Source organism: Gluconobacter sp. Gdi, assembly GCF_014132155.1.
GTDB lineage: Bacteria > Pseudomonadota > Alphaproteobacteria > Acetobacterales > Acetobacteraceae > Gluconobacter.
In genome coordinates this window covers 23814-33998 of the sequence record NZ_BLJQ01000016.1, presented here as the reverse complement: position 1 = coordinate 33998, position 10185 = coordinate 23814, and the positions used below count along the sequence as shown (strand labels likewise).

Below are 10185 nucleotides of genomic sequence, written 5' to 3'. Positions count from 1 at the left end.
TGGAGATACGACAATGGCTAACATCGGTTCCTTCAAGAAGGTGGGCGAAGGCTTCGAAGGCGAAATCGTCACCCTGGCCCTGCAGGCCCGCAACGTCCGTCTGGTGGCAGAAACCAACCGTCCCAACGACAACGCCCCCAATTACCGCGTCTATCTGGGCAGGATTGAACTCGGTGCGGCCTGGACCCGCCGCTCCAGCGAAGGGCGCACCTATCTGAGCCTGAAGCTGGATGATCCCTCCTTCGCCGCCCCGATCTTCGCCAATCTGTTCACCGACGAGGAAGGCGAGGGCTACTCCCTGATCTGGACCCGGCCCCGCAGCCGGAACGGGGAGTAAGCTCCCCACCACCAACCCCGCCCGGTCTCCCCGGGCGGGGCCTTCCGGGTCTTTTTTCCACGTGCTCTTCCGGGGCGCGGGCGGCAGCGCAGGTCGCCCGACGTGAGACGCAGGAGGAACATGAGGCTTTCCCTCAGCCTTCCCATTGTACCATGCGCGAGGGCGAACCGCGTCAAGGACACGTGGTCCCCCCAATTTTGCCCGACGCACCCGTGCCGGGCACGCCGAACAAAATCGGCTCCCCCACGCGCCGGCAAGCCGGTCGCCTGCGGCGATCCCTGACCCGGTCCGCCCCGGCATGAGCCGTCCGTCCTGTCTTCAAGAAACGAAAGGAGCAGGACGATGACCACGCTACACGACCACATTCAGATGCTGCGGGCCGAACTCACCAGCTTTCATCTCAGTAAACGCGAGCGCCGGCAGATCGAACGCGAACTCAAGGAGGCGCTTGCCCGACGCGATGCACAGCCCCCCGCCTGACGGGGGGCTTTTTTCCGGTCAGCCCGATGGCCTTGTCCGACAGGGCTGGAGCCGCCTGAATGGTGCGTGGACGCCGATTCCTTTTTCCCATCGCCCGGAAAGAACGATGTTGAATTTCCATAAAGCGACTATTATAGTCGTATTTCTGGTGTGCAGACCTTGCGTGTCGGATGTGATCGCGGATGATCACTGGCCGACAGGTAAGGGCGGCACGGGCACTTCTGAACTGGACACAGGAAAGGCTCGCTGAAAAGGCCCTCGTAGCATTGACCGCGCTCAAGCGCCTTGAATCCGAACGCGGTCTGGGCGTTCATGAGGGCACGATCGATCAGGTCCGCCGCGCACTGGAAGCGGCGGGCATCCTGTTCATCGAGTCCGGACAGGGACGCGGCGTCATGTTTCTTAACGAGACTTCCAATATTCAGACGCGGCAGGGCCGGGGGCGCGGCCGGGTGGAATCGTCCTGATCCGCTCCAGTCATGTCATTCCTTGCCCTTTGAGCGCGCTGATTTCTGGCGGGGTCATGCGAACCGGGCCGGTCAGCAATCCCGATCTTTGTTATCGAACCGATCTGGTCGCGGTATCATGAGGAACCGTCATGACGGACCCGTCTTTCCTCGACCATCCCCCTCTCACCCAACGGGTGAACGCCTACGACGAAGCGCATCTCGGGCTCTATCTGCGCCTTCTGGTAGCAGACGAGGAAGGGGCGGACTGGCGCGAAGTCGTTGCCGTGCTGTTCGAAATTGATCCGGTTCGTGAACCGGTACGTGCGAAGGCTGTTCATGACAGGCATCTGGCACGGGCGCGCTGGATGACCGAAGCCGGTTTCCAGCATCTGTTGCAACCGCGCCTGCAATAGCCGGGCTTCGCCCCGGCTCGCGCATCGGCCCTGCGCTTCTCTCCCTGATAAAAAATCAGGGTCTATGCACTGCCGCTCCCGATCTGGCTGATGGAAGCTCCCCCTTTTGCCGCATGGGGGACAGACAGGGAGGCCCGTATGCCCACATCTTTCTGGCGTTCATCGGAACTGCGCGACCATATCAGCCGTCTGGACCGCTCCGGTTTCGCCGTCGAATTTCTCCGCCGCAACACCATCTATCGCCGCGATTATGCCCGTCTGCAACGGCGGATCGGCCGTCGGGGCGTGGATTCCACCGCCGAGTGCGCGGCGTTCGCCCGGCGCTGGGGGCTCTGCTTTTGTCCATGCGCCCGATGAACCCGCCCGTCAGGGACGCATGGTCTGGCGGCCCGAGGTTTCCCCGGCCACGCTGATCCTCACACCCGCGCCATCGGATTTCGCCATCGTGACCCCGATCAATCCGGTGGTGCTTGGAACCATCCTGGCCCGTCATGATGCGGAAGACGACATGTGGCTGGTGATCGGCGATGTGGCGGGCGATCTTTACCTTCGGCTCCTGAGCCCACTGGCCATCGGTAAACCTGCCGTGCTCCTGCCGATGGATGACGCCGCCGAACTGCGTCTCGACGTGGCGCTGCGTTTCTTTCGCAGGCAGCGCGGTCAGCGCGTTGGCCTGCTTCCGCGCGCTCTTCAACTCACGCCGCTGCAGCGCGCGCGGCAGATGCAGCTCCTGCTCGCCTTCGATATTCACGAAGCGGGCGGCACCACCCGTGATATCGCCATCGCGGTCAATCGTTCATGGCAGGCCGCTTTACCGGCGGTGGAATGGCGCAATACGGCGGCGCGTCGCCATGTGGAGCGCCTGCTTCTTGACGCCCGAAACCGGGTCAGCGGCGGCTATCTGGATTTTTTACGCGGGCGATAACATAGCCGGTTTCTGCTCCTTCGCGCTGCGATCCCCCAATTTCCTCACGCTGCTTCACGTTCGGCTGCGCCCGGCACCTCCTGCATACGCTCCGACGCGCGGGGGTGGACACTGAGTCCGAAAAATCTTCGTCCACCCCCAACGCCTGCTTTCTCCGCCACCGTCATCCCGATCCGCCGCACCATCCCCGCGGCGCTTCAAGACCAGATGGAGGCGTACCATGTTCGAAAGACACGCGCCGTCACCGGCGCGCTACCTGCGCACACATCAAGCCGCGCAGATTCTAGGCCTTTCTCCCCGCACGCTGGAAAAATACCGCTGCCATGGCAGTGGCCCAACCTTCCGCAAGCTTGGCGGTCGTGTCGTCTACCTGATCGACGACCTCGACGCCTGGGCCACCGCCAGCGCCTGCCGGTCCACCTCTGATCCGAATTATGACGAGGCCCGCTCCGCCGGCCTTGATCGCCGGTGAGGGGAGGATGGACATGCAGGCTCGCCATACCCTCACGGCCAGCGAGCGCAGCAGGCTCCTGCCGTTCGTTGTCGCCAGCGGCGAGATCAGCCCGCGCGACCAGCGTGATCTGATGGAGCGACCGTTTTTCTCGCTGTCCAAAACGAAGCGCACGACGCCAATCCTCTACGCGGCAGGGGACACGCGCGTCGAGGTGTTCGGGATGCCCGAGCACGGCATGGCGACGATCTGGGACGCTGACGTGCTGATCTGGGCTGCCAGCCAGATTGTCGAGGCGGAAAATCTCGGCCTGACAACGTCACGATTCCTGCGCTTCACCCCCTACCAGTTGCTCACCGGTATTGGCCGACAGACCGGGGCGCGGGATTATGGGCTCCTCAGGGCGGCACTTGCCCGGCTCCAGTCCACCGTGGTCGCCACCACGATCCGCAACGGCCAGAATTGGCGACGGCAGCAGTTTTCCTGGATTACCGAGTGGGAAATCTGTGCCAGCCGAAACGGTCGAGCCGCTGGTGTCGAGATCGTCATTCCGGAATGGCTCTATCGTGGCGTGATCGACCGTTCGCTGGTGCTGGCCATCGACCCGGCCTATTTCCGGCTGACGGGTGGCATTGAGCGCTGGCTCTACCGTGTCGCCCGCAAACATGCTGGTCGCCAACGTACCGGCTGGACTTTCGAGATCGGGCATCTGCACCAGAAATCCGGGAGCCTGATGCGTCCCTCGGATTTTGCCATCCAGATCCGGCGTGCCGCCGCCTGCCAACCCTTGCCTGGCTATCGCCTGAGCATTGAACGTGCCGGCGTGCGCGAGTTGCTGCGCATCCTGCCAACTGACTTATCCACATATCCTGTGGATAACTATGTGAATGGTATCGGGACTTCACACGCATCCACTATCGGGACATCACACGCAGGACTATCGGGACTTCACACGCACAAACCCCAGCTAAGTCTTTGGCCTGAAACGGCGATTCCGGCCCTTAACTTATCTAACTTAGATTCTAACTCTTATGTTGATGGGAAGCCCCGTTCTGCGGATAACCCCTCTTGCCCGTCCATTGCCCCCTTCAAGGGGCCGGGAGACGGGCCATGACCCGGCACTCTCCTATCTCCCACCGGCATGCGGCGGCACTGACGCATGTCGAACTGACCTGGATCGACAGGCGCATCGAACACTGGCTGCGCTTCGGGCATTGCAGCGACGAGCAGATCCTTGATGACCGCCGCCGCATTTCCAGCTTTACGCCAGGAAGTGTTTTCGCCTTCGTGCGCTGGGCGTCCAATGACCTCGGTATCACCGTCTCCCGGCTGGATATCGTGCGGGCCGTCAGGGCTGGTGAAGTGTTCCAGACTTTGCCGTTCGTGCGTCCCGGCGGCGAAATCCTCCTGCGTGTCGATAGCTGGCCGAGGGTCGAACATGTGCTCCGGGCGGTCGATGCCATTGAGGCGCTGGGTCTCGATCCGGCGGATGCGGCGCCCGAATACTGGCGGCATCTGCACCATCGCATCACTGCCGGACATGAGCCCCGTGCCTATACGCGCGCGCAGCATTCAGCATGGCTCAAGCGGCGGCAGGTGATGTCATGACCCGGCGTGGCTGGTTCTTTGCGACCTATTTCGCCGTGCTCGGCGTGGGTGCGTCGATGGTCGTTCATCCTGCGCCACGGCTGATCTGGAACGAGACGGCGAGCGTGCCCGTCGGGCTCTATCGATTGCATAGGAACTCCGCGCCGCATGTCGGTGATCTGGTCGCTGTCCGTCTGCCCGCGCAGGAGGCGATGCTGCTGGCAATGCGCGGCTATCTCCCGCTCGGTGTATCCCTGCTCAAACCTGTAGCGGCTATCGCAGGGCAGTCCGTGTGCCGTACGGGGCAGCGCATAACCATCGACGGGAAACCTGCCGGTGACGCGCAATCCGGCGATCATCGGGGACGTCCGCTCCCCGTCTGGCAGGGGTGCCAACACCTCGCTCCCGGTCAGGTCTTCGTCATGAACCCGGCTGAGCCACGCAGTCTCGACGGGCGATATTTCGGCCCGTTGTCCCTCTCCACCGTCATCGGCAGTGCAACCCCAGTCTGGCTTTCGTCCGGGAGCAGGCAGCCTGTCACCGTGACCTTCAATCCGTCCTCGAAAGGGCAATGAAATGGCACAGATCGGTCTTTTCACGCGCACGAAAACCGGCTTTGCCGGGCGCATCCGTACCCTCACCGTGGCGCAGGATATCCTTCTCGTTCCAGCCGAGTTTTCCGACGCCGAACATGCTCCGGATTACCGCATCCATCTCACCGATGCCGATGGCCCGGAGGTTGGTGCGGGCTGGAAACGCACCGGCGAGAGGGCTGGTGAATACATCGCCGTAGCCCTCGACGACCCCGCCTTTGCACAACCGATCCGTGCCAATCTCTTCCGTGCCGGTGGGGAGCGTGCGGTCTGGGTGCTGAACTGGACGCGTCCGTCACGACGTGTCGAACGCGGGGAATGAGACGATGCGACGCATCTTCTTCCTCGCTGTCGGTGTCATTGCAATCGGCGTATCGAGCGCACCTGACCTGTCATGGGCGGCATCGGTTCCAGCGCCCGCTGACACCGATCCTTATGGTGCGGTGATCGCTGAAGCTGTGCAGCGCTTCGACATTCCCGCCACATGGATACGGGCCGTCATGAGCGCTGAGAGCGGTGGTGATATTAGCGCGATTTCATCGAAAGGCGCGCGTGGACTCATGCAGATCATGCCCGCGACATGGGCCGACCTTCGTGCCCGTTACGGGCTGGGAAGCGATCCATTCGATGTGCATGACAACATTCTTGCGGGCGCTGCGTTCCTGCGCGAGATGCACGACAGGTACGGCTCTCCGGGATTTCTGGCAGCCTACAATGCCGGGCCGGGACGCTACGAGGATTACCGGGATCGACAACGTCCGCTGCCACCCGAAACGCGTGCCTATGTCGCCGGGTTGCTACCCCTGATCGGTCAGGGCGTTGCAAATCCATCTCTGTCGGTTTCGCATCCCGACCCGCTGTTCTGGACCCGCGCGCCGGTTTTTGCCGTGCAGTCGGGCGATGCGGGGAAAGGCGTTCCGGTTGCAATGAAATCGCCGTCGCATGGTGTTCGAAGTGATATCATCGCGCATGGTCTCGCGCCTGTCAGGCCGCTTTCCGATGGGCTGTTCGTTGTCTCTGCCGCATCGGGATTACTGCCGTGAATGCGCGTCTTGCGGCTCTCCCTTCTTCCGGTATTCCACGGTTCGCGGGTGACTCTCAGGGCAGAGGAAATCATCGCGAGGTGGGTGCTGGCGGGGGAGAGTGGGCGCTCTGGGCCATGGGGAATGAGAGGCGAGATAAAAGGGCGCACATTGCGCCTCGGTTGGGGTGTTGGTTTTCCTGCGTTTTTTCGTTCTCCCGGCAAGGTTTCTCTTTTGCTGGCAATGTTTGCCGACCCTGTTTTGCCCTGTTGCTCCGGGCTTTTTCGCACATTGGAGGGTCTGATGGCCCGCGAGAATGACTTCCAGCCCCGTCTGGGTCGCATCCGCTCACCACGCGCCCAGCGGCTCAAGCCCTTTGTTGCCCAGGCCCTCGCCTCGGCCCAGCGCGCCGGAGGTGGCGGGTTCCGATCGGGCCGCAGCAGCGGCGGTTCCCGTTCGTCCTTCGGGCGTGGCCGTGTCGCGGCAGCCAGGGCCAACCGCCTACTGACCAGCCGTGCCCGTCGCGTGACCGTCAAGGCCCGTGTCGTACGTCACAGTGGGCGCAAGGCGCCGCTCGCCGCCCATCTTCGCTACCTGCGCCGGGAAGGGGTGACGAAGGACGGTGAGAAGGCGCGGCTCTTTGGTCCTGGCATCGATGATGCCGACCCGAAGGCGTTCGCCGAGCGCTGTGAGGACGACCGCCACCATTTCCGTTTCATCGTCTCGCCCGAAGACGCGCCAGACATGGCCGACCTCAAGGGCTATGCCCGCGAACTCGTTGGACAGATGGAAAAAGATCTCGGCACGAAACTGGACTGGGTGGGAGTGGATCACTGGAACACCCGGCATCCCCATGTCCATATCCTCGTGCGTGGCGTGGCCGAGGATGGCAGCGATCTCGTGATCTCGCGGGATTATATCAAGGACGGCCTACGTGCTCGCGCTCAGGATCTGGTGACGCAGGAACTGGGGCAGCGCAACGACATCGAAATTCAGCGCGCCCTGGAACGTCAGGTCGATGCTGAATACTGGACCCAGCTTGACCGGCAGCTCGCCCGCGATGCGGGCCGTAACGGCATCATCGACATGGCGCCAGCGCCGAATCGGCAGCCTGACCCGTTCGAGGCCCTGAAGGTCGGCCGCCTGCGCCGCCTGGAAGGGCTTGGCCTCGCCCATCAGATCGGGGCGGGGCAATGGACGCTCGACGAGTCCGCCGAGGCGACGCTGCGCGAACTTGGGGAGCGGGGCGACATCATCAAGCGCATCCACCGCTCGCTGGCCGAGCGCGGGATCGAGCGGAGCACATCGAGTTATGTGCTGGCGGGCGAAAGCCTGGATGTTTCCGTCATCGGCAGGCTGGTCGATCGGGGGCTGGACGACGAACTGAAAGGTACGGCCTATGCCGTCATCGACGGCGTGGACGGTCGCACGCATCATGTCCGTTTCCCCGACCTTGACGCCACAGGGGACGGGGCAATGGGTTCGGTGGTCGAATTGCGCGCCTTCGATGACAGGAAGGGGCAACGTCGTGTGGCGCTGGCCGTGCGCTCTGACCTGTCGATCGAGAGTCAGGTAACGGTGCGCGGGGCCACCTGGCTCGATCGGCAGGCAGTGGCGCGTGATCCTGTCGCATTGGGGCAGGCGGGTTTTGGCGCCGAAGTACGTGAGGCGATGGAGCGCCGCGCGGAGCAACTGATCGAGCAGGGTCTTGCCGAACGTCGGGCGCACGGGGTGATCCTGGCGCGCAACCTGATCGGGACACTCAAGGACCGTGAGGTGCGGGAAGTCGGAGAGCGGCTTGCCACCGAGACTGGCCGGACATTCAGCCAGTCGGCCTCGGGAGATTACGTCACGGGCACCTATCGTCAGCGCATGGTGCTGGCGTCCGGTCGCTACGCGATGATTGATGACGGGCTCCAGTTCCAGCTTGTGCCCTGGACGCCCTCGCTGGAAAAACAGCACGGGCAGCATGTGTCCGGGGTTGCGCGTGGCGATGGTGGGATTGACTGGAGCTTTACCCGCAACCGGGGGCTGGGTTTGTGAACGGGCGCTCCTGTCAGTCAGGCTGGAGTTCCCACGGGTTCAGCAGGGGAACGCCGCATGGCAGGAAATCAGCGACGTTGCGGGTCACGACGGTCTTTCCGTGAACCAGCGCGGTTGCGGCGATGAGCGCATCACGTTCAGAGCGGGGATCGGGGACATGCAATCGGGCGCAGCGCAGCGCAACCGTTTCATCAACCGGCAGGATGCGTCCTGCGAACTCGGGAAGGACAAGCTGCTCCAGCCAGGTCCGCAGGATCATGCCCGTCGCGCTGTCCCGGCGCTCGATGCGCAGGATGCCGGTTTCCAGTTCCATGACGGTGATGGCGGAAAGATACAGATCGTCCGCCTCCACGCTGTCGGCCCAGTGCGCCACGTTTGGATCGGCCTTCCCGGCGCGGACCTTCCTCAGTTCGGAAATGACATTCGTGTCCAGCAGGAACATCAGGAAAAATCGGCCGGGCGGAGCGTGATATTGGCGCGAGGCGGATCGAACTCAATGTCCGCCAGTGCCGGCATCGCCAGCGCGTCCGCGATTTTTCGTGGGTGGTTCGTCAATCGCCGGTATTCCTCGATGCTGAGAAGGACGTGGGCAGTCCTGCCCCTGTCAGTGATGAACACCGGTCCATCGGCTGCCGCCTTTTTGGCTCGGCTGGTATCCTGGTTAAACTCTCGGCTTGAAAGCGTGGTGATGCTCATTTCATCGCCTCCCTATCATAATGTAGTTACGTTACTACATTTGAGACGAGGAGGCTAGTAAATTCCATGCTCGTCCGTTTGGGCCATGCACAGGTATCTTGCCATCAGGGCTGCCGGTCTGGCGCAGATGCTGGCAGCAAAGAGAAATGTAGGTTAAATTTTTGGTCGCATTTTCTTTCAATTAAAAACCAAACCGAAAAGTAATTAACGCTGTGAATGTGATAGAAAAAATACCTACCAGCATTATTGGGTTGTTAAGTCAGATTTTCCCTGATCGTTATACTCAGGCTGACATAGATGCGTTGTTTCTGTTCTCGGGTGCTCCGGAGCCAATCCCAGACGGAAGCAAGGCAACGAAAGTTCAGGCATGGCTGAGGGAGATTAATCTAATGTCCAATGAACCGCTGAAAATTCTCGGCTCTATATTGGATGATTTTTTGGAAAAACAGTCACCTGGGAATACGTTCTGGCTGAATTCCACTGATGACCATGTTGCGAAGTTGGCGGCAGAAAAAGATCGTATCCGCGAGACACTGACACGCGAAGGCCTGACATATGTTCGGGGGGGCAATATTGTTAAAGGAGGTGCCGTATCGACCATATCGCTTGATGAGAGTGTCAAGAAATACGGCCTCAAATCTGTTGATATCGAGATTCAGAGGGCACTTTCGCAGATCGAACAAGATCCGCATGCTGCAGCCCAATATGCCGGGAATGTTCTTGAGGCTGTGCTTAAGGCGTATCTTGATCACAAACGAAAGGCCTATAATACAACTGATACGCTTGCGGAACTCTGGAAATCGGCAGCAGACGTGATCGGGCTGAGGCCAGCCGATTGGGATAATAAAGACCTCAAGAGGATTGCATCAGGTTTGTACAGTATCGTTGATGGCATTGCACATCTGCGTAATGCCAAAAGCAGTGCGCATGGGAGATCGGAAGAACAGTTTCAGAACATTACAATCAAGCCGCGTCATGCAAGGCTTGCAATACATTCGGCACATACGGTGTGCGCATACGTCTTGGAGCTTTTTGAGTAATCCCAAGGATCACACGAATTTTGTGTCGAGTAAGGAAAAAATGTCTTCCTGTATATGCTATGTGGTCGGAATAATAGCGAAACACGGTGACGGGTTAAAGGTTGAAGAACTTTTTGCTCAGAAACCCCAGTTGTTCATGAGACGCAGGG

The 10185-nt window shown here is 61.1% G+C and carries 16 protein-coding genes; 14 read left to right on the top strand and 2 right to left on the bottom strand.

What is annotated here, in order from left to right; genetic code table 11:
* Positions 1-13 precede the first annotated feature (13 nt).
* From JN414_RS15005 to JN414_RS14945, 13 genes are all read left to right on the top strand, one after another.
* Positions 14-337 (top strand): DUF736 domain-containing protein, encoded by a 324-nt coding sequence (locus JN414_RS15005; RefSeq protein WP_202205773.1) that lies wholly within the window; start codon positions 14-16, stop codon positions 335-337.
* Positions 338-679: 342 nt separating this feature from the next.
* Complete coding sequence (locus tag JN414_RS15000; RefSeq protein ID WP_202205772.1) at positions 680-817, top strand: hypothetical protein; 138 nt, start codon at positions 680-682, stop codon at positions 815-817.
* A 182-nt stretch (positions 818-999) separates the two neighbouring features.
* Positions 1000-1284, top strand: coding sequence for an XRE family transcriptional regulator (locus tag JN414_RS14995; protein WP_202205771.1), 285 nt, complete (start codon positions 1000-1002; stop codon positions 1282-1284).
* A 131-nt stretch (positions 1285-1415) separates the two neighbouring features.
* The gene (locus JN414_RS14990) at positions 1416-1679 is read left to right on the top strand and encodes a DUF2285 domain-containing protein (protein WP_202205770.1); all 264 of its coding nucleotides are present in this window, start codon (positions 1416-1418) and stop codon (positions 1677-1679) included.
* 90 nt (positions 1680-1769) lie between these two features.
* Entirely contained in the window at positions 1770-2036 is a 267-nt protein-coding gene (locus tag JN414_RS14985) for a transcriptional regulator domain-containing protein (protein ID WP_237388889.1), read from the top strand.
* Positions 2037-2055: 19 nt separating this feature from the next.
* Positions 2056-2604 carry a DUF2285 domain-containing protein gene (locus JN414_RS14980; RefSeq protein WP_237388884.1) on the top strand — a complete coding sequence of 183 codons (549 nt, stop codon included), beginning with the start codon at positions 2056-2058 and terminating at the stop codon, positions 2602-2604.
* A 220-nt stretch (positions 2605-2824) separates the two neighbouring features.
* Positions 2825-3076, top strand: a complete 252-nt coding sequence (locus JN414_RS14975) for an AlpA family transcriptional regulator (RefSeq protein ID WP_202205769.1) — start codon at positions 2825-2827, stop codon at positions 3074-3076.
* Between the two features lie 13 nt (positions 3077-3089).
* A complete protein-coding gene (locus tag JN414_RS14970) occupies positions 3090-4169 on the top strand; it encodes a replication initiator protein A (protein WP_375781690.1) in 1080 nt (359 codons plus the stop codon).
* The gene (locus JN414_RS14965) at positions 4166-4663 is read left to right on the top strand and encodes a DUF2840 domain-containing protein (protein ID WP_202205767.1); all 498 of its coding nucleotides are present in this window, start codon (positions 4166-4168) and stop codon (positions 4661-4663) included. Before JN414_RS14970 ends, JN414_RS14965 begins: the two co-directional genes overlap by 4 nt.
* Positions 4660-5217, top strand: a complete 558-nt coding sequence (locus JN414_RS14960; protein ID WP_202205766.1) for a S26 family signal peptidase — start codon at positions 4660-4662, stop codon at positions 5215-5217. The genes JN414_RS14965 and JN414_RS14960 overlap by 4 nt, the downstream gene beginning before the upstream one ends.
* A 1-nt stretch (position 5218) precedes the next feature.
* On the top strand, positions 5219-5557 hold the full coding sequence (locus JN414_RS14955; protein ID WP_039733991.1) for a DUF736 domain-containing protein: 339 nt from the start codon (positions 5219-5221) through the stop codon (positions 5555-5557).
* A gap of 4 nt (positions 5558-5561) precedes the next feature.
* A complete protein-coding gene (locus JN414_RS14950; protein ID WP_202205765.1) occupies positions 5562-6278 on the top strand; it encodes a lytic transglycosylase domain-containing protein in 717 nt (238 codons plus the stop codon).
* Positions 6279-6560: 282 nt separating this feature from the next.
* Complete coding sequence (locus tag JN414_RS14945) at positions 6561-8300, top strand: VirD2 family relaxase/mobilization nuclease (protein WP_202205764.1); 1740 nt, start codon at positions 6561-6563, stop codon at positions 8298-8300.
* Positions 8301-8313: 13 nt separating this feature from the next.
* Here the strand turns inward: JN414_RS14945 and JN414_RS14940 are convergent, their stop codons facing one another.
* Together JN414_RS14940 and JN414_RS14935 are read right to left on the bottom strand one after the other, a co-directional pair.
* Positions 8314-8742: a type II toxin-antitoxin system VapC family toxin gene (locus tag JN414_RS14940; protein ID WP_202205763.1), complete on the bottom strand. Its 429-nt coding sequence runs from the start codon at positions 8740-8742 to the stop codon at positions 8314-8316.
* Positions 8742-8996: a type II toxin-antitoxin system Phd/YefM family antitoxin gene (locus JN414_RS14935; protein WP_088364985.1), complete on the bottom strand. Its 255-nt coding sequence runs from the start codon at positions 8994-8996 to the stop codon at positions 8742-8744. Before JN414_RS14935 ends, JN414_RS14940 begins: the two co-directional genes overlap by 1 nt.
* A 389-nt stretch (positions 8997-9385) precedes the next feature.
* Between JN414_RS14935 and JN414_RS14930 the strand changes: the two genes are divergently transcribed.
* Positions 9386-10036 carry an abortive infection family protein gene (locus tag JN414_RS14930; RefSeq protein ID WP_202208602.1) on the top strand — a complete coding sequence of 217 codons (651 nt, stop codon included), beginning with the start codon at positions 9386-9388 and terminating at the stop codon, positions 10034-10036.
* The last annotated feature ends 149 nt before the right edge of the window (positions 10037-10185 follow it).

Coding starts and splice junctions, on each gene's coding strand:
- JN414_RS15005 (WP_202205773.1), top strand. CDS start 14: ATGGCTAACATCGGTTCCTTCAAGAAGGTGGGCGAAGGCTTCGAAGGC.
- JN414_RS15000 (WP_202205772.1), top strand. CDS start 680: ATGACCACGCTACACGACCACATTCAGATGCTGCGGGCCGAACTCACC.
- JN414_RS14995 (WP_202205771.1), top strand. CDS start 1,000: ATGATCACTGGCCGACAGGTAAGGGCGGCACGGGCACTTCTGAACTGG.
- JN414_RS14990 (WP_202205770.1), top strand. CDS start 1,416: ATGACGGACCCGTCTTTCCTCGACCATCCCCCTCTCACCCAACGGGTG.
- JN414_RS14985 (WP_237388889.1), top strand. CDS start 1,770: ATGGAAGCTCCCCCTTTTGCCGCATGGGGGACAGACAGGGAGGCCCGT.
- JN414_RS14980 (WP_237388884.1), top strand. CDS start 2,056: ATGGTCTGGCGGCCCGAGGTTTCCCCGGCCACGCTGATCCTCACACCC.
- JN414_RS14975 (WP_202205769.1), top strand. CDS start 2,825: ATGTTCGAAAGACACGCGCCGTCACCGGCGCGCTACCTGCGCACACAT.
- JN414_RS14970 (WP_375781690.1), top strand. CDS start 3,090: ATGCAGGCTCGCCATACCCTCACGGCCAGCGAGCGCAGCAGGCTCCTG.
- JN414_RS14965 (WP_202205767.1), top strand. CDS start 4,166: ATGACCCGGCACTCTCCTATCTCCCACCGGCATGCGGCGGCACTGACG.
- JN414_RS14960 (WP_202205766.1), top strand. CDS start 4,660: ATGACCCGGCGTGGCTGGTTCTTTGCGACCTATTTCGCCGTGCTCGGC.
- JN414_RS14955 (WP_039733991.1), top strand. CDS start 5,219: ATGGCACAGATCGGTCTTTTCACGCGCACGAAAACCGGCTTTGCCGGG.
- JN414_RS14950 (WP_202205765.1), top strand. CDS start 5,562: ATGCGACGCATCTTCTTCCTCGCTGTCGGTGTCATTGCAATCGGCGTA.
- JN414_RS14945 (WP_202205764.1), top strand. CDS start 6,561: ATGGCCCGCGAGAATGACTTCCAGCCCCGTCTGGGTCGCATCCGCTCA.
- JN414_RS14940 (WP_202205763.1), bottom strand. CDS start 8,742: ATGTTCCTGCTGGACACGAATGTCATTTCCGAACTGAGGAAGGTCCGC.
- JN414_RS14935 (WP_088364985.1), bottom strand. CDS start 8,996: ATGAGCATCACCACGCTTTCAAGCCGAGAGTTTAACCAGGATACCAGC.
- JN414_RS14930 (WP_202208602.1), top strand. CDS start 9,386: ATGTCCAATGAACCGCTGAAAATTCTCGGCTCTATATTGGATGATTTT.